This is a genomic window from Acetobacteroides hydrogenigenes (assembly GCF_004340205.1).
Classification (GTDB): domain Bacteria; phylum Bacteroidota; class Bacteroidia; order Bacteroidales; family ZOR0009; genus Acetobacteroides; species Acetobacteroides hydrogenigenes.
Genome location: NZ_SLWB01000003.1, coordinates 157,166 through 174,868 on the forward strand (window position 1 = coordinate 157,166; position 17,703 = coordinate 174,868).

At 47.3% G+C, this 17,703-nt stretch carries 14 protein-coding genes; 3 read left to right on the top strand and 11 right to left on the bottom strand.

Annotation, left to right across the window (positions count from 1 at the left end; genetic code table 11):
- Window positions 1-100 precede the first annotated feature (100 nt).
- The gene (locus CLV25_RS04730; RefSeq protein ID WP_131838487.1) at window positions 101-796 is read left to right on the top strand and encodes an energy transducer TonB; all 696 of its coding nucleotides are present in this window, start codon (window positions 101-103) and stop codon (window positions 794-796) included.
- 279 nt (window positions 797-1,075) lie between these two features.
- On the opposite strand, the gene CLV25_RS04735 is transcribed toward CLV25_RS04730, so the two are convergent.
- On the bottom strand, window positions 1,076-2,047 hold the full coding sequence (locus CLV25_RS04735; RefSeq protein ID WP_131838488.1) for a hypothetical protein: 972 nt from the start codon (window positions 2,045-2,047) through the stop codon (window positions 1,076-1,078).
- A 198-nt stretch (window positions 2,048-2,245) separates the two neighbouring features.
- Here CLV25_RS04735 and clpB point away from each other — a divergent pair, with 198 nt between their 5' ends.
- A complete protein-coding gene (gene clpB, locus CLV25_RS04740; protein ID WP_131838489.1) occupies window positions 2,246-4,843 on the top strand; it encodes an ATP-dependent chaperone ClpB in 2,598 nt (865 codons plus the stop codon).
- 322 nt (window positions 4,844-5,165) lie between these two features.
- On the opposite strand, the gene CLV25_RS04745 is transcribed toward clpB, so the two are convergent.
- The 6 genes from CLV25_RS04745 to gcvT all read right to left on the bottom strand — a co-directional run bounded on the left by CLV25_RS04745 (window position 5,166) and on the right by gcvT (window position 11,387).
- Window positions 5,166-6,407, bottom strand: coding sequence for a DUF1015 domain-containing protein (locus tag CLV25_RS04745; RefSeq protein ID WP_131838490.1), 1,242 nt, complete (start codon window positions 6,405-6,407; stop codon window positions 5,166-5,168).
- 58 nt (window positions 6,408-6,465) lie between these two features.
- Window positions 6,466-7,389 carry a 3-phosphoglycerate dehydrogenase gene (locus CLV25_RS04750; protein ID WP_131838491.1) on the bottom strand — a complete coding sequence of 308 codons (924 nt, stop codon included), beginning with the start codon at window positions 7,387-7,389 and terminating at the stop codon, window positions 6,466-6,468.
- Window positions 7,390-7,468: 79 nt separating this feature from the next.
- On the bottom strand, window positions 7,469-8,539 hold the full coding sequence (gene serC / locus CLV25_RS04755; RefSeq protein ID WP_131838492.1) for a 3-phosphoserine/phosphohydroxythreonine transaminase: 1,071 nt from the start codon (window positions 8,537-8,539) through the stop codon (window positions 7,469-7,471).
- Window positions 8,540-8,701: 162 nt separating this feature from the next.
- Window positions 8,702-9,418, bottom strand: a complete 717-nt coding sequence (locus tag CLV25_RS04760; protein WP_131838493.1) for a 2-phosphosulfolactate phosphatase — start codon at window positions 9,416-9,418, stop codon at window positions 8,702-8,704.
- Between the two features lie 4 nt (window positions 9,419-9,422).
- Window positions 9,423-10,196 (bottom strand): MBL fold metallo-hydrolase, encoded by a 774-nt coding sequence (locus CLV25_RS04765; RefSeq protein WP_131838494.1) that lies wholly within the window; start codon window positions 10,194-10,196, stop codon window positions 9,423-9,425.
- Window positions 10,197-10,283: 87 nt separating this feature from the next.
- Window positions 10,284-11,387: a glycine cleavage system aminomethyltransferase GcvT gene (gene gcvT / locus CLV25_RS04770; protein WP_131838495.1), complete on the bottom strand. Its 1,104-nt coding sequence runs from the start codon at window positions 11,385-11,387 to the stop codon at window positions 10,284-10,286.
- Window positions 11,388-11,627: 240 nt separating this feature from the next.
- Between gcvT and CLV25_RS04775 the strand changes: the two genes are divergently transcribed.
- Window positions 11,628-13,193 (top strand): fused response regulator/phosphatase, encoded by a 1,566-nt coding sequence (locus tag CLV25_RS04775; RefSeq protein WP_131838496.1) that lies wholly within the window; start codon window positions 11,628-11,630, stop codon window positions 13,191-13,193.
- 754 nt (window positions 13,194-13,947) lie between these two features.
- Here CLV25_RS04775 and phoU read toward each other — a convergent pair.
- The 4 genes from phoU to pstC form a co-directional block, all read right to left on the bottom strand.
- Window positions 13,948-14,610: a phosphate signaling complex protein PhoU gene (gene phoU / locus CLV25_RS04780; RefSeq protein ID WP_131838497.1), complete on the bottom strand. Its 663-nt coding sequence runs from the start codon at window positions 14,608-14,610 to the stop codon at window positions 13,948-13,950.
- Window positions 14,611-14,806: 196 nt separating this feature from the next.
- The gene (pstB, locus tag CLV25_RS04785; protein ID WP_131838498.1) at window positions 14,807-15,559 is read right to left on the bottom strand and encodes a phosphate ABC transporter ATP-binding protein PstB; all 753 of its coding nucleotides are present in this window, start codon (window positions 15,557-15,559) and stop codon (window positions 14,807-14,809) included.
- A gap of 1 nt (window position 15,560) precedes the next feature.
- On the bottom strand, window positions 15,561-16,439 hold the full coding sequence (gene pstA / locus CLV25_RS04790; RefSeq protein WP_131838499.1) for a phosphate ABC transporter permease PstA: 879 nt from the start codon (window positions 16,437-16,439) through the stop codon (window positions 15,561-15,563).
- Between the two features lie 12 nt (window positions 16,440-16,451).
- A complete protein-coding gene (gene pstC / locus CLV25_RS04795) occupies window positions 16,452-17,660 on the bottom strand; it encodes a phosphate ABC transporter permease subunit PstC (RefSeq protein ID WP_243649597.1) in 1,209 nt (402 codons plus the stop codon).
- Between the last annotated feature and the right edge of the window lie 43 nt (window positions 17,661-17,703).

The following is a 17,703-nucleotide window of genomic DNA, read 5'->3' on the forward strand; positions in this document are numbered from 1 at the left end:
AAATATGAATTGTTGTGTGTAATTGAAGGTGCTAATGCATCTTTATAGTAACGGGTACCCATTAAAATAAATATTGTTGAACGCTTAAAACATTGCAGCTATGTTGGCAAAAAAAGCATTTAGCGCAGATTTGGAGCATCGTAAGGTATTTTTTATGGAATTAGGATTGTGCGTTGCTCTTTTCGTATCGATTGTAGCATTCGAGTGGAACTTTAAAGAACCAGAGGCAGGCATCAGCTTTGCAAGCGGAAAGGTTGCTGAGGACGTTACGGAGTTAATCCCAATAGTGGAAGAGCCTCAAAAAGTTCCTGAGGTTGTTCAGCCTTCCATCGTTTCCGATGAGTTTCGTATTGTTCCTAACAATGTTTCTCTTAACAACAATGTTGATTTCTTTGATTCTGAACCAACTGCTGATCCTGTAACTGTAGTTTCTATAAGTGTTGGCACTAAGGCGGTTGAAGATGTCAAAGAAGACGACCTACCTTTTATTGTTGTAGAGGATATGCCAACTTTCCAAAATAGTGGAATAGAGGGGTTTCAAAAGTATGTAATGAAAAATGTGGTTTACAACGAAGCAGCCCGCGATGCCGGTACGGTTGGAACGGTTATCGTAGAGTTTGTTATTGGTAAGACCGGGAAAATTGAGGATATTAAGATCCTTAGGGGAGTAGATCCCGTGCTAGACAACGAGGTAGTGCGCGTGCTAAAGAATGCACCCGGTTGGAAACCTGGCTACCAGCGCGGTAATCCTGTTAAGGTAAAGTTTACGCTTCCCGTCAAGTTCGCGTTACAGTAGTTTCTGTATTGTATTAGAAGAGGCAATGCCGGGCTAGTCCCGGCATTTTTTTTGAGTTTGATTGCTAAGGTAATCAGCTTCTTACTAGTTGTATCCTTTTTATTTTGAAAAAAAAGATGAGTTGTCGTGTGGAATTTCGTCACCTTCTGCATCTCTATGTTTTAAGAAGCATGATCATTCTGTATTTGTCCGTTTGTGTTGTCAGGACAAAGAAAATCGAATATATGTCGTCTAGATTAGTTTAGAAGGGGAGTTGTGGTTAGCTCCTCTTTTTTTATGCTAGTCGCTTATCGGGAGCTGCATGGTAGCAGTACCCTTTCTTAAGTTTACGAAGATAAGCGGATAGCCATCGGCAACAAGCCCCATTTCTTTTGCTGTGCTTGCCAGCAAGCTGTACACATCTTCCAGATTCGTTTCTTTGATGTTAAAGGTAGCTTCTAACGTTTCAACGCGCGAAAAGAGCGCCAGCGAGCTGTTAGGAAACCGGTTAATCTCTTCGTTTCTTACGGGTACACCGGTGATGATAATTAGCGTATCGTTGAAAGGGCTATTGGCGTATTGGATAAAGGGATGCCCAACAATGGTGGGCTTTGGAATTGACGCATAAATTCTGCGCAGCTCGTCTATAGCGGTATTGTTTTTTCGACGAGTGAGGTACGATTTGCGGATCAGGGCTTTGAAATCGCGAACGATTCCCTTTTTGACCGTAATGTTAAGCGGTTTGCTATTCATCATGCAATCCATAGCCAACGAGTTAAGCTCGTTGCGGAGATTTCGCTTTACCGAAAAATATAGAAGGTAGACCTTCACCTTCTTCCATATAGAGTTGGGGAGTTCTACTTCTAAGCTTGCCTCCACTGTGGTGATCCTCTTTTGGTACGAAAGGTTTAAGATTAGTTCCCCATCTGATTCTTGCTCGTAGTTCACTTGGTAAATGATGCTTTCGTATCGTCTAGACTCTTTTTGTTGTACGAACCCAGCTGTTCCATTCTTGTTCTTCCATTGGTAGATGTAAGGCTTTCCCTTTGCGGAGGAGTCTATTTGAAAACGATCGAACTTGTTGTAAAAGAATTTGCTTCGGCTGATCCAGTAGTTAGGGTCGGCTAATTTTTGGAATACAAGGCGAGGTGGACACTTTATGCCGATGGATTCTTGCACCGAAAGGTTTGATGGCATGAATACATAGATGATGATAGAAAAGAGCGCAAATAGTATAAGCAGGCGCATTATGATTCTAAACCATCTTCTCATACATCACTTGTTTAATTGCTAATTTACGGAGTTCGATAGGTTAAAATCAAGGTGAATTTTGTGCAGATAGCTACGCTGATTATACTTTTTACGTGTGAAATATTGTCAGATTTGTTCGAATGATCTGAAAAAATGTCGTAGATTTTGGGAATGGCAAGTATGTTGATTGGGTATTAAGCACAAAAAAGGAGACGCAAAATGAACTTTAATAACTTTACCATAAAGGCACAGGAGGTGGTTCAGCATGCCATTGAGGTGGCTACCGCGAACCATAACCAGATTATTGAACCTGGACATTTACTCCAAGGGTTGTTCTCGCAGAGCGAGAATGTGGTGGGATTTCTGCTGCGAAAGTTGGGTGTTAACGTTACAACCATAGAGCGAAACCTTCAGCAGATTATCGATAAGTATCCGAAGGTGACGGGCGGCGAGCCCTCGTTGAGCAACTACTCCAACCGAGCGCTGCAAAAGGCTATCGACTACTCGAAGAAGCTGGGCGACCAGTACGTGTCGGTAGAGAACATCCTTCTTGGTATTCTTGATGTGGGCGATAGCGTTGCAAAGCTGCTTAAGGATAATGGCGTTAACGAAAAGGATCTGATTGCCGCCATCAAGGAGCTGCGCAAGGGGGCTACGGTTGATAACCAGTCGGCTGAGGAGACCTTTAATGCGCTCGAACGGTTTGCCATCAACCTAAACGACCAAGCCCGTTCGGGTAAGCTCGATCCCGTGATTGGTCGAGATGACGAGATTCGCCGTGTGCTGCAAATCCTATCGCGTCGTACAAAGAATAACCCCATTCTGGTGGGCGAACCCGGTGTGGGGAAGACTGCCATTGCCGAGGGCATTGCCCATCGTATCGTAAATGGTGATGTACCCGAAAACCTGAAGTCGAAGCAGATATACTCGCTGGATATGGGTGCGCTGATTGCCGGTGCAAAGTACAAGGGCGAGTTTGAGGAGCGCCTGAAGGGGGTGGTTAAGGATGTAACCTCATCCGAAGGCGAGATCATCCTCTTCATCGACGAGATACATACGCTGGTTGGTGCCGGAAAGAGCGAGGGGGCGATGGATGCGGCAAACATTCTAAAGCCTGCGCTATCGCGTGGCGAGCTGCGCTCGATTGGGGCAACCACGCTCGACGAGTACCAGAAGTTCTTCGAAAAGGATAAGGCGCTGGAGCGCCGCTTCCAGATGGTTATGGTGGATGAGCCTATGCCGGTTGATGCCATATCCATACTTCGAGGGCTAAAGGAGCGCTACGAGAACCACCACCAGGTGCGCATTAAGGACGAGGCTATTATTGCCGCCGTGGAGCTGTCTGATCGATATATCACTAATAGGTTCCTACCCGATAAGGCCATCGACCTTATTGATGAGGCAGCATCGAAGCTAAGGCTGGAGATGAACTCGGTACCCGAGAATATCGACGAGCTCGACCGTAGGATTCGCCAGCTGGAAATTGAGCGCGAGGCCATAAAGCGCGAGGGCGACAGGCGAAAGATTGATGAGCTGAACACCGAAATTGCCAACCTCTCGGAGCAGCGTACCGAACTGCGCTCGAAGTGGGAGGAGGAGAAGGGGCTCATCAACCAAATCCAGCAGAAAAAGGTGGAGCTCGAGGAGCTGGGCTTCCAGGCGCAGGAGGCCGAGCGCCAGGGCGACTACGCTAAGGTGGCCGAGATTCGCTACGGAAAGGTGAAGGAGGTGCAGGATGCGATTGAGCGCACCAAGGCCATACTGAAGGAGCGCCAGAGCAACGAGGCGCTGATTAAGGAGGAGGTAGACGCCGAGGACATCGCCGAGGTGGTGTCGAAGTGGACGGGCATTCCGGTGTCGAAGATGGTGCAGAGCGAGCGCGACAAGTTGCTACACATGGAGGAAGAACTGCATAAACGTTTGATAGGGCAGGATGAAGCTATTGCTGCAGTTTCGGATGCCGTTCGCCGCAGCCGTGCCGGGCTACAGGATGCCAAGCGGCCTATCGGGTCGTTCATCTTCCTGGGAACAACGGGCGTGGGTAAAACCGAGCTGGCCAAGGCGCTGGCCGACTTCCTCTTCAACGACGAGAATATGATCACCCGCATCGACATGACCGAGTACATGGAGAAGCATTCGGTGTCGAGGCTCATCGGGGCGCCTCCCGGATACGTGGGCTACGACGAGGGTGGCCAGCTTACCGAGGCGGTTCGACGTAAGCCCTACTCGGTGGTGCTTTTCGACGAGATCGAGAAGGCGCATCCCGATGTGTTCAACATCCTTTTACAGGTGATGGACGATGGGCGGTTGACCGACAATAAAGGGCGCGTGGTAAACTTTAAGAATACCATTATTATTATGACTTCGAACATCGGCTCGCAGCTGATACAGGAGCGCTTTGCCGCTTCTTCGGATGCCAATAGGAGCGAGGTGGCCGAAAAGACCAAGGATATGCTCGTCGATCTGCTGAAGCAGACCATACGCCCGGAGTTCATCAACCGTATCGACGATATCATCATGTTTACCCCGCTTAACCACGAGGAGATACGGCAAATTGTGCTGCTGCAGCTCGAGGTGGTGAAGCGTATGCTGGCCGAGAACAGCATCAGCATAGAGTTTGAGGATAGCGCCATCAACTTTATAACCGAGGTGGGCTTCGATCCAATGTTCGGGGCTCGGCCCATCAAGCGGGCCATTCAGAAGTACATCGTCAACGAGCTATCGAAGCAAATTCTTAGCGGCGCCGTAAGTGCCGACGATAGCATAGTGGTAAGCTATAAGGATGATGCCATCGCATTCGTAAATAGGAACCGATAGGGCATTGGATATTGAACAAGAAGGCCATCCGGGCAGAATACCGCTGTTTCGGATGGCCTTCTTTTTACGCTACTACGTGCGAATTTTAACTTTAATAAAAGTAACAGACGGGAAGCGATAGGCATTATTTTGTCCTTATAGGAACTATTCTAGTTTAGGATACCTTGCTCTATTACAGTTCACAGTCTATTGAAACGATCTTTTGCATGACGATTAATGGATGAAAGCTTCACCGATCGAAGAATTCCCAAAGTTGTAGGGACATTACCAAGTAAGAACCCCTCCTAAAACAAAAAAGGCTCCGAAGAGCCTTTCTATATGGTTAGTCCAACTTGTGGATTACGATACCCGAGCGGAGCTTAGGCTCGAACCAAGTTGTTTTTGGAGGCATGATGTTGCCGGTGTCCGAAATGTTGATGAGCTGCTGCATGGTTACAGGGTAAAGAGCAAAAGCCACCTTCATCTCGCCGTTATCCACTCTGCGCTTAAGCTCGCCAAGACCACGGATACCACCAACGAAGTCGATACGCTTGTCGGTTCTGAGGTCCTTAATGCCAAGCACCTTGTCTAGAACTAGGTTCGAAAGAACGGTAACATCTAGGATTCCGATTGGGTCGTTATCGTCGTAGGTGCCAGCCTTAGCGGTTAGTGAGTACCACTTGCCATCGATGTACATCGAGAAGTTGTGAAGAGCGTTAGGTGTGTAGATATCTGCACCCATCTCCTTAATATCGAAATCTTCCGATAGCTTAGCAATAAGCTGCTCGGTGGTTAGACCATTAAGATCCTTAACAACGCGGTTGTAGTCGATAATCTTCAGCTGGTTGTCTGGGAAGATAACCGCTAGGAAGAAGTTGTACTCCTCGTCGCCGGTGTGGTTAGGGTTAGCCTTCTTCTTCTCCTCGCCTACTAGCGCAGCAGCAGCGGTACGGTGGTGACCATCGGCAACGTAAAGCGCAGGAATTTCGGCAAAGATTTCGGTGATGCGCTTGTTAACGGCATCGTCCTCGATAACCCAGAACTTGTGACCAAAGCCATCGGCAGCAACGAAGTCGTACTCAGGAGCACTTGCAGCAACCACCTTAGCAATGATGCTGTCCATTTCGGCAACCGCTGGATAGGCAAAGAATACAGGCTCTACGTTGGCGTTTTGGATGCGAACGTGAATCATGCGATCCTCTTCCTTATCCTTACGTGTAAGCTCGTGCTTCTTGATCTTGCCGGTCATGTAGTCCTCGCAGTGACAAGCAGCAACCAATCCGTACTGGGTGCGGCCGTCCATGGTTTGAGCGTACACGTAGTACTTTTCGGTAGGATCTTGCTTAAGCCAGCCATTAGCCTGCCACTTCTTGAAGTTCTCAACAGCCTTGTCGTACACCTCTTGAGAGTGCTCGTCGGCGATTGGATCGAAGTCGATTTCTGGCTTGATGATGTGAAGCAGCGACTTTTCGCCAGCCTCAGCCTTAGCCTCAGCCGAGTTAAGCACGTCGTAAGGACGCGATGCTACTTCAGCAACAATATCTTTTGGGGGACGAACGCCCTTGAAAGGTTTAATTTTTACCATAGGAACAATAAATTTTAGGGAAGGAAGCGGCCTAAGAAGCTTAGACCGCTATAAAATACTACTTATTTACTTGGAAAGTTTTGTCGCCGTTCTTGATTAGGCCTACCACCTGACGGGCAGCAGCAAGACCAGCATTAACGTTTGCCTCGGCAGTTTCAGCACCCATTTTCTTTGGGGTGAAGAATACGCGGTTGCCAAATTTTTCCTTAAGCTCAGCAGCAATTGCTGGTTCGATATCCGAAACGTACTTAAAGTCGGGACGCTCGGTCATCATCTTAACCATATCTGCTTCGTGAATAACCTCCTTACGAGCGGTGTTAACTAGCACGCCACCCTTAGGCATCTTCGAAAGAAGATCGAAGTTGATCGAGTTCTTTGTTTTATCGTTAGCAGGAATATGCAGCGAAACGTAGTTGCAGGTAGCGTAAAGCTCCTCTACGGTAGAGCAAACCTTAACGCCTTCGGCAGCCATAGCCTCAGCAGTAACGAATGGGTCGAACGCGTAAACCTCCATTCCAAAGCCCTTTGCAATGGTTGCCACGCAGCGGCCAACGTTTCCGTAGGCATGAATACCGATCTTTTTACCCTTCAGCTCGGCACCAGTTCCAGGTTGGAACGAGTTACGGGCAATATAGAGCATCATGCCAAAGGCAAGCTCGGCAACCGCATTCGAGTTCTGTCCTGGGGTGTTCATAGCCACAATACCCTTTTCGGTGCAAGCAGCAAGATCAAGGTTGTCGTAACCGGCACCAGCACGTACCACTACCTTAAGGTTCTTAGCAGCTTCAACCACCTCACGGGTTACCTTGTCGCTACGAACAATAAGTCCGTCAACATCGGCAACTGCCTTTAGAAAATCGTCGTTCGAAGTATACTTTTCGAGAAGGGCCAATTCGAATCCAGCCGCTTCAACTATCTTTCTGATACCATCAACAGCTTCCTTAGCAAAGGGTTTCTCTGTTGCAACGAGTACTTTAGCCATAGTATAAAGTTCTATTCGGTTAGTTATGTAAAAAAGGTTGACCGTACAGAAACAGCCAACCTTTATATGTTATTTATGACTACGCGTTTTTCTTTTCGAACTCGCGCATGCAATCAATCAAAGCCTTAACGCTTTCGATAGGAAGAGCGTTGTAGGTAGAAGCACGGAAACCACCAACCAAACGGTGACCCTTAAGACCTTCCATTCCTTGGCTCTTAGCGAACTCTAGGAATTCGGCTTCCTTCTCCTTGTACTCAGGAGCCATAACGAAGCAGATGTTCATTAGCGAACGGCTTTCCTTCTCGGCAGTTCCCATGAACATTGGGTTGCGGTCGATTTCATCGTAAAGAAGCTGCGCCTTAGCCTTGTTAAGCTCGTACATCTTCTCAACGCCACCCATTTGCTTCATCCACTTAAGGGTTTCGTTTACGGCGTAAATTGCAAATACGGGAGGGGTATTGAACATAGAACCTTCCTTGATGTGGGTTCTATAGTCAAGCATCGTTGGGATTTGACGGCTAACCTTGCCAAGGATGTCCTCGCGGATAAGCACGAAGGTAACACCAGCAGGTCCAAGGTTCTTTTGAGCACCACCGTAAATCATGCCATACTTAGTTACATCAACAGGACGGCTCATGATATCAGAAGACATGTCAGCAACTAGGGTTACAGGACAGTCAATATCGTGATGAATTTCGGTACCGTAAATGGTGTTGTTAGTAGTGATGTGTACGTAGTCTAGATCCGAAGGAATGTTGATATTCTTAGGGAAGTAGCTGAAGTTGCTATCAGCCGATGAAGCAAGAACTTCAACCTCGCCGAAAAGCTTGGCTTCCTTGATGGCCTTCTTAGCCCAAACACCAGTTTCGATGTAACCAGCCTTCTTTTCCATAAGGTTGAAAGGCACCATCGCAAACTGAAGGCTAGCACCACCGCCTAGGAAAAGAACGTGGTAGTTATCAGGAGCACCAATTAGCTCCTTGAAGTTCTTTTGAGCCTCTTCCATAATGGGCTCAAAGTACTTGGTACGGTGAGATATTTCGATTAGAGAAAGACCTATACCGTTTAGGTCGCGTACTGCATTTGCAGTATTCTCAATAACCTGTGGGGCCAAGATACATGGACCAGCGCTGAAGTTATGTTTTTTCATTGCTACGTATATGTTAAATTCGACTGATTTCAGAGTTAGGTAAAAATGCGAAAAAAATATTTATAGCACAACCATATTGATTATGGTATATAATACTTTTTCCTTGCCAAAATTACAGTTTAAAACCAAATCTTAAATATCACGAACAATTTTTAGCTATATCTAAGACTCGGCTACCAATTTCCCTGATTTTAGTACAGGTATAATTTTTGCTAAATCGAGAGTATGGCACAGCTTAATGCTTGAGTCCATCTTGTAGTTTCTCAAACGACCTCGTTGTGAAGCTTTTTCAATGTAACCGAGCAGGTCATTCTCGGCCATTGCCCACAAATCAAGCGAGGCTAGTGCAGAATCGCATTTTGCTGTAAAACGATCGGTACGCAGCAGCTGCTCAACTAAGGCTCCTGCAAATACAGAATCTTCGAGGCAGAAGCGGTTTTTCCAGCCCGAACAAAGAATTATTACATCGCTATCCTGCCGAACAAGCCAATTAGCCAAGGCCGTTAAGTTAAGATACGAGCCAATGACAACCCTCTTGCACAATGCCGCTTTCTGAATAGTTTTAGTTCCATTGGCCGTACTATAAATAAGCGTTTTACCTAGAACTACATCGGGGGTGAAATTTTCGGGTCCAATGTCAAAATCGGCAAAATCGGCCTTAATACCTTTTCGTTCGCATGCAACAAGGTAGCCATCCTCCTTGTACCTGCGTGCTTCTTCGACATCTTCTATCGGGATTATTTCTTGTACGCCATTGGCAAACGCATAGCATATTGCCGAAGATGCTCGAAAAATGTCTACCACAACCACAACCTGATCGTCACGATGCTGCGTGCCGAATATTGCGGGAGAGAAGCAAACCTCTACCTTTCTTTTCATTCTTCTATATTGCAAAAAGTTCGGTTACCGTATCCTGATATGCAACCTCAACTTCTAGTTTAATTCCTTTTGATTCCAATTCGGTCCTAACGGTTGCCAAGGCAAGATCGTAGGTATTGCTATTCTTGCTAACGTGGGCCAAAAACACCTTTTTAAGATTCGGATGATAGCAGCTACAGATTAGCCGTCCCGAATCCTCGTTCGAAAGGTGCCCCTGCTCACTATGAATACGCTGCTTCAGGTAGTAAGGATAACCGCAGCTTTGAAGCATATCAAAGTTGTAGTTGGCCTCCAGAACCATTATGTCGACATTGGTAAAATGGGTAAGTATCTCCTCGGTGTAGCAGCCTATATCCGTCGAAATGGCCATCCGTTTTCCGTTAGATCCTTCAACCCGAAATCCTATCGTTCGGACGGCATCATGGCTTACATTAAAGGGGATAAACCGAACGCCTTCGATATCAAATTCGCCTTCGATAAAACGCAAATTCTCTGGGGCAATTTTCCCGAGACACGATGCCGATACCCTGTAGCTTTCTGGCGTAATGTAAATGGGCAGGTTAAGCTTGCGTGAAAGGATACCCACTCCCCTTATATGATCGTTATGCTCGTGCGTTACCAAAATTGCCTTAAGCATAGATGGATTGAGACCGAGGTTATGCATTCGACCGATAAGCGTCTTTGCGCTAAACCCAGCATCTATAAGAAAAGGTATTCCGCAAACGTCCAAATAGGTCGAATTCCCTTCACTTCCACTCCCAAGAACTGAAATTTTCATCGCTATTATCCCAACTGCATATTAGCATTGTAGTAACAGAAAAGGCGTAGGCAATGCCCACGCCTTTTTATATGATTGCTACTAAACCTATCCTTTATAGAAAGGAAGCTTAGCAACCTTTGCCTTAAGCAGCTTACCACGAACGCTTAAGCAGATTTCGGTTCCAACCTTTGCGAACTCTGGCTTCACGTATCCCATACCAATACCAATCTTAAGCATTGGCGACATGGTTCCAGAGGTTACCTCGCCGATTACGTTACCCTCTGCATCGCAAAGATCGTAGTGCTGGCGTGGAATTCCACGGTCGATCATTTCGAAACCAACAAGCTTACGGCTTACGCCTTCCTTCTTTTGCTTCAAAAGAAGCTCCTTGTCGATGAAGTTCTTCTCGTCGGTAAACTTGGTAATCCAACCCAAACCAGCCTCGATTGGCGAGGTAGTATCGTTGATGTCGTTTCCGTATAGGCAGAAGCCCATTTCGAGACGGAGGGTATCACGAGCTCCTAGGCCGATTGCACGGATGCCTTCTTCCTTACCTGCTTCGAAGATTGCCTTCCAAAGCTTTTCACCATCCTCATTAGCTACGTAGATTTCGCAACCACCAGCACCGGTATATCCTGTTGTAGAAAGAATAGCATTCTTAATGCCGGCAACATTTACCTTACGGAAGGTGTAGTACTCCATATCGGTAATAGTTTCCTCGGTAATCTTTTGAACAACCTGCATGGCCAATGGTCCTTGGATAGCAAGCTGGCAGATTTCATCTGAAGCGTTATAGATCTCCTTACCTGGAGTAAAACCGAACGCCTTGCCCTGCTCTACAATCCAGTTCCAATCCTTTTCGATATTGGCCGCATTGATTACTAGAAGATAGGTTTCGGCATCGATACGGTAAACCAGAAGGTCGTCTACAATACCGCCCTTACCGTTAGGAAAGCAAGAGTATTGAACCTTACCATCGAATAGAGCAGCAACATCGTTAGAGGTGATGTACTGTACAAAGTCGAAAGCCTTTGGCCCTTTTACCCAAACTTCGCCCATGTGGCTAACGTCGAATACGCCTACCTTCTCGCGAACGGTAGCGTGCTCTTCGTTAATACCAAAGTACTCAACAGGCATGTTATACCCTGCAAAAGGAACCATTCGAGCACCTAGCTCTATGTGAAAATTTGTAAAAGCTGTAGTTTTCATAGTGCGTTAAGCAATTTTGTGTCTAAGGCAAAGGTAGCGTTTTTCGGGAAGGGCCAAATGTTTTTTGACATATAAGGCCCGTTTTTATAAAAATTGAAAAAAAACGCGAACGATAGTTGAAAAAGTGAAAGCAATCGCCGTAATATTGCTAATTCAAAACCAAACAACAAATTCAGCATTCGCTACATGTAAGGTTGTTTTGATTGATTTACTGGCAAATAACGAAATAGAGGGGATATTGTGACACCAATTATAAAAAGCAAGCCCAAGATACTTCTTGTTGATAGCGACATCAACCTACTCAATAAGCTCGCCCAGCTCTTGGAGCACATCGACTGCGACATATACAAGGTTACCAATGGAATGGAAGCTTTTGAGCTGGCCCTTCGAATTAACTTTGACCTTATCATTTCGGAGCTTTTCCTTCCAGAATTAGACGGTAACGAGCTCGTAAAAAGGATTCGTCAGCTTAGCAACGGTAAAGAATGCGTTTTCGTATTCCTTACCAGCGCCATTAGCGAGGATATGCAGGTAAAGTGCATATCCGATGGAGCCGACAACGTCATCGTAAAACCTATAAGGGAAAAGATATTCCAAACTAAGGTAGAGGGCTACATTTCAAGAATCATCGAAACCAAGTACATCCAAAAAAGACGCTTTAGGCACAACCTTAGCGCAGACTTGGGCGAAATCCTACTTTGTAAGACGGCAGGCTCGCGCACTAAAATAGCCAACGTAGACTTAAAGGTAAACGAGGTAACCTCCTACTGCGAGTTCGAAAATGTTTTTGCCGCTAAAAACGTTTGGATGATCTTTATTGACGACAAGGCCACCTGGGCCATCAACCTAATCTACCGAATGGCCCGGCATGTTGGAGCGAGCATTCCCATTTGGCTTATCGCCTGTCGAAAAGCATCCGAATTGCAGCAGCTCAACTTTATAGAAAACGGAGGATTTGGGGTGCTTATAAAGTACAAGAACCCCGAAATTCTTTCGCATCAGATAAAAGTTCTAATCGATCGCGAAATCAACATAAAGAACCAGTACGTAAGCTCCATAAAGCAGGCTGTGCTGACCTCTCCGGTTCACTTTGCCCCAATGTACGAAGAGGATTTCCCGTCGTTCAGGCTACAGGTAAAGTACGAGCCGTATACGAAACCAGCTGGGGGCGACTTCTACGAAATCGTTAAGCTAGACAACGGCAACACCCTTATCCTACTAGGCGATGTTATGGGTAAAAAGTGGGGCGCATGGTTCTTTGCCAATGCGTACTTGGCCTACATCCGGGCTAGCCTCAAAGTTTTCCCCACCCAAAAGCAGCTTGAGGTTGGCAACAACCTGGGACTTCTGCTAAGCGAGATCAACCAGTTTTTGTACAAAGACATCCAGCTATCGGATGCGTTTACTACGCTTACGGCTATGCTGATAGCTCCGGATCAACAACAGGTTAAGCTAGCTTCGGCAGGTGCCATCTACCCCATTTTCTACTCTAAAAAGGATAGGGCAGCCTCTGTTGTAACCATAAAAGGGAAAATCCTCGGAATCGTTGAAGAAGAAAAGTATACGGTTGAAGCATTAACCGTTGCGCCTGGCGACAAGGTAGTTCTGGTAACCGATGGCTATACCGAAGCCTACGATACAACAAAGGAGAAGCTAATTGGGATCGCCAAAATTGCCGCGACGCTAGAAATGCCCCTCAACAAGGGTATTACCAATCTCGACAAACTGGAGCAATCGATCATGGCCAACAACAGCATCGATTCGTTTAACGACGACCGCACCATGCTGCTCGTGGAGTTTAAGTAGCACACCACTCCAAGGACATTATTTATGCCGTAGCTTAAGCTCTTTTTGGAGTGGGCCTTCTGCTAAGCCTGCTTCCCATTAAGTTTGAGGCTAGGGTAAAGGTCCCCTCTGAATGATTTATCCCTGCAAAGATAGGATCAGTCCGATAGCCCACCCTTGAAGGGCTTGTTGACCAACCCTATTGTGCAGGCGTAAGCCCTTAGATGGGAAGGATAATAAGGTTCGGCACAGTTTTATGAATATTCTTCAGAGTATCTAAGCTGGAATTGCGCCATCGGCCCTTCCGACCCTCCAAATCTAGCTTAGATTTCCTCCATCCGACCCTCCGATCTGGCAAATCTAGCTTAGATTTTCTTCCTCCGACCCTCCGACCTGGCAAATCTAACTTAGATTTCCTCCATCCGACCCTCCAACCTGCCATGTCTAATTTAGATTTTTTTCCTTCAGTCCTCCGATCTGTTAATTCTAAGATAGAAATCCATCGTCCGAACCTACGATGTGGCAATTCTAGGCTTCGAAAAGTTCAGCCGACAGCCCTCCCGTTTATTCCATAAAAGCAGAAGGCTTGGGAAGAATAGAGGAGCGTACCGTTGGCCGATACGCTCCTCTATACTCATTTTGTTCTATGGGGCTCCAGCTGTTTAGAACTAGGCCTGAGGTCTCGGGTAATGGAGTCCTTGGGCCTCGATTCCGCTTGACCTCCGAATATCATCGGATGCCATAAAATACCTTTGGTAGCCGAGCAGAGCCGAGGCTACTTCTTATCCTTATGCTTAATCACCTTTGCCTCGATGTAGAAGATGATTTCCTCGGCAATGTTGCTGCAGTGGTCGCCAATGCGCTCAATCTTGCGGATGATCGAGATCATGTCTAGCGCTTGGCGAATATTGTCGGGATGCGCCTTGATGTACTCCTCGATGATGGTGTTGGCCTTGCGGTTTACCTCGTCGAGGATGTCGTCCTTCGAAAGGATGGATGCGGCCAGCTGCGGGTTCTCCTTGTCGAAGGCGATCTTAGCTTCGGAGAGCATCTCTATGGCATTCTTAAAAATGATCTCGAGGCTGGCCACCTGTGCAAGCTCCTTGTCGAAGCCGCTGGGGTGGTCGAGCGCAATCCGAGCCAATCCTTCGGCAAAGTCGCCAATGCGCTCAATGTCGGAGTTAATCTTTAGGGTCGATAGCACCATTCTGAGGTCGATGGCTACCGGGTTGAAGAGCGCGATGATGTTCTCGCAGTCGCTGTCGATCTTCAGCTCGTAGGCGTTTACCCGTTTCTCGCGGGCTACCACCTCGTGGGCAAGGTCGATATTCCCGTTGATGCAGGCCTCCTGGGCCTTCTCGAGCTGGAAGAGCACCGTATGGAGCATGTTTCCCATCTCGGTCTTAAGCATATGGAGCTCGTTATCTAAGTGCGTCATGGCGTTGTGTTTTTACAAAGTTACTAAAGTTGGTTGTTATGGGGCGGAACTTATGGTTGTCAAATTAATAAGTCAAGGCTAGTTTCAAACGCTCAAATGCGTAATTGTTGCAGTTTATCCCCTCCTTGGAGGGAATAAACTATTTCAACTATGCGTTTGAGCCTATCATCAATCCCTATCTTTCAAAAGTATTCCACTAACCAAACCTACCCGTAATGTAGTTCTGGGTTTGGATATGGTCGGGGTTGGTGAACACCTTTTTGGTATCGCCGTACTCTATAAGCTCGCCCATGTAGAAGAAGGCGGTATGGTCGCTTACGCGGCCAGCCTGCTGCATGTTGTGCGTCACGATTACGATGGTGTAGTTCGACTTGAGCTCGTAGATCAGCTCCTCGATCTTGGCGGTGGATATGGGGTCGAGCGCCGATGCGGGCTCGTCCATTAGCAGCACCGATGGCGATATGGCCAGCGCCCTAGCAATGCAAAGGCGCTGCTGCTGTCCGCCCGATAGCTCGAAGGCCGATTTCTTGAGCTTATCCTTAACCTCTTCCCAAAGGGCTGCCTGTACCAGCGATTCCTTTACCTTATCCTCTATGAAGCCTCTATTATTTTCCCCGTTTACGCGCAGGCCGTAGGCCACGTTCTCGAATATCGACTTTGGGAAAGGGTTGGGCTTCTGGAATACCATTCCCACATGCTTGCGCAGCTCGTCGATGTTTATGCCCTTGCGGTAGATGTCTTCACCATCAACGGCAATTAGGCCCGATATCTTTACCGAATCAATGAGGTCGTTCATGCGGTTGATGCAGCGCAGGAAGGTCGATTTTCCGCAGCCCGATGGCCCGATGAGGGCGGTAACGGTGTTGGGCTTCATCTTCATGTTGATGCCCTTTAGCGCGTGGAAGTCGCCGTAGTGTAGGTTTACGTCTTTTGCCTCTATTTTATACATGCTAGTTCATTTTTACTTTTTTGCTGAAATACTTGCGCAGCGCGTTGGCAATCAGGTTTACGAATAGAACCATGATAACCAGCACCAGGGCTGTTCCGTAGGCCATGGTACGCGATGCCTCTAGGTCGGTGCCGCTGGTCGAGAGCACGTACAGGTGGTATGGCAGCGCCATTACCGGGTCGGTGATGCTCGATGGCAGCTTGGGCAGGAAGTAGGCCGCTGCGGTAAATAGGATAGGGGCTGTTTCGCCCGATACCCTACCGACTGAGAGCACCAGCCCTGTTACAATATTGGGGAAGGCCATGGGGAGCGTAACCCTGCGTATGGTTTCCAGCTTAGAGGCCCCAAGGGCGTAGCTGCCGTGGCGGAACGAGTTGTCGATGGATTTGAGCGCCTCCTCGGTGGTGCGGATCACAATGGGTAGCACCATGAGCCCGAGCGTTAGCGAGCCTGCAATGATGGAGGTGCCAAACTTGAGGTAGTTTACGAAGAGCGCCATTCCAAACATTCCGAATACGATGGATGGAATACCCGAAAGGTTGTTGGTCATCATGCGTACAAAGCGGATGAACCAGCCATTTTTAGCGTACTCGTTTACGTAAATCCCCGATAGCACCCCAATAGGGAAGGCAAAGATGATGCTTCCAGCAACTAGGCATAGCGTTCCAACAATGGCAGGGAAAATGCCTCCTTTGGTCATGCCATCCTTGGGCATCTTGGTGATGAAATCCCAGCTAATGGCTCCTGCTCCTTTGTAGATGATAAAGGAGAGGATGGTTACCAGTATGGCCACAACCAGGAAACTGAAAAAGCGGAATATCCAAAAGGCTACGCTTTGGCTCGCTCGTTTAGAGTTGTATATCGTATTTTTATCCTTCATAGTCTGTTGTCGTTATCGCTTAGAAATCTTCTTCTTGTTCGAGATGTAGTCTACCACAATGTTGATGATAAGCGTCATGATGAAAAGGATGGCTCCTAGGGCAAACAGCGCTTCGAAGTGGATACCTCCCTGTGGCGCCTCGCCCATTTCGGCGGCAATGGTGGCCGGAATGGTACGCACAGGCTCGAGCAGCGTTGTCGGAATGATTGCTGCGTTACCCGTAACCATTAGCACAGCCATGGTTTCGCCAATAGCACGACCAATACCAAGTATGGCTGCTGCTGCAATACCCGAGCTGGAGTAGGGGATAATGACCTTGTAGATGGTTTGCCAGTGGGTGGCTCCAAGGGCAAGGCTGGCCTCCTTCATTGCTCGTGGTGTGGTGCGTATGGCATCTTCCGATATGGTAATAATGGTAGGTAGTGCCATGATGGCAAGGATAAGGCTTCCTGCAAGGGCCGTCTCGCCAACGGGTAGGTTAAACAATTTCTGGATAAGTGGCACAATCACTATCAGCCCGAAGAAGCCGTAAACTACCGAAGGAATGCCTGCGAGTAGCTCTATTACGGGTTTTAGCCAGTTGCGAACTTTTGGGTTGGCAATCTCAGCCATGTAGATGGCTACCGATAGGCCTAGCGGTAGCGATATGAGTATGGCCCAAAGGCTAACCCATAGCGTTCCGGTAATTAGCGAAAATGCGCCAAACTGAGCCGATGGTTGTGCCGTTGGAAACCATTCCTTTCCAAAGAAAAACTCCTTTAGCGTAAGCTTTTTCTCGGGAAGTATGCGTCCCTTGAAGCTCTTGTTGAGGTACATTTCCGGAACAAATGCTACGATGTTGGGAATGCTATCTACCACATTGCTGAGCAGCACGGGCAGGTTCTCGAAGTTGGCTCCAATTTGCTCTTCGGTGTAGTAGTTTACAATGTCTTCCACGCGGAAGAGCTTAATCTCTTCATCTTTACCTCCAACTTGCTTCCATCGGGTAATCTTTCCGTCGAAGATCTCCTTTATTTCGAACGAGCTGAGCTGCAATACCGGGTTACTCTTGTTTACGGCAAGCACAAACCCTTTTTCCATGGTGCTTTTATTAAACAGCCCGGAACCTTCTCTGAAAAGGAATAGCACGATAAGCAAAACCGTAATGGTGGTAATGGTTCCGCTTAAGAAGAGTATCCCTTCCACGAATCTTTCTACAAATCTTTTAAAGATGTTTTTCACTGTTTGCTGTTTTCAATTTATCTCACTTTAAACCGATCGCTTG

Bases quoted from the DNA above. Each gene is read 5' to 3' on its own strand.
- CLV25_RS04730 (WP_131838487.1), top strand. From the start codon at position 101: ATGTTGGCAAAAAAAGCATTTAGCGCAGATTTGGAGCATCGTAAGGTA.
- CLV25_RS04735 (WP_131838488.1), bottom strand. From the start codon at position 2,047: ATGAGAAGATGGTTTAGAATCATAATGCGCCTGCTTATACTATTTGCG.
- clpB (WP_131838489.1), top strand. From the start codon at position 2,246: ATGAACTTTAATAACTTTACCATAAAGGCACAGGAGGTGGTTCAGCAT.
- CLV25_RS04745 (WP_131838490.1), bottom strand. From the start codon at position 6,407: ATGGTAAAAATTAAACCTTTCAAGGGCGTTCGTCCCCCAAAAGATATT.
- CLV25_RS04750 (WP_131838491.1), bottom strand. From the start codon at position 7,389: ATGGCTAAAGTACTCGTTGCAACAGAGAAACCCTTTGCTAAGGAAGCT.
- serC (WP_131838492.1), bottom strand. From the start codon at position 8,539: ATGAAAAAACATAACTTCAGCGCTGGTCCATGTATCTTGGCCCCACAG.
- CLV25_RS04760 (WP_131838493.1), bottom strand. From the start codon at position 9,418: ATGAAAAGAAAGGTAGAGGTTTGCTTCTCTCCCGCAATATTCGGCACG.
- CLV25_RS04765 (WP_131838494.1), bottom strand. From the start codon at position 10,196: ATGAAAATTTCAGTTCTTGGGAGTGGAAGTGAAGGGAATTCGACCTAT.
- gcvT (WP_131838495.1), bottom strand. From the start codon at position 11,387: ATGAAAACTACAGCTTTTACAAATTTTCACATAGAGCTAGGTGCTCGA.
- phoU (WP_131838497.1), bottom strand. From the start codon at position 14,610: ATGACGCACTTAGATAACGAGCTCCATATGCTTAAGACCGAGATGGGA.
- pstB (WP_131838498.1), bottom strand. From the start codon at position 15,559: ATGTATAAAATAGAGGCAAAAGACGTAAACCTACACTACGGCGACTTC.
- pstA (WP_131838499.1), bottom strand. From the start codon at position 16,439: ATGAAGGATAAAAATACGATATACAACTCTAAACGAGCGAGCCAAAGC.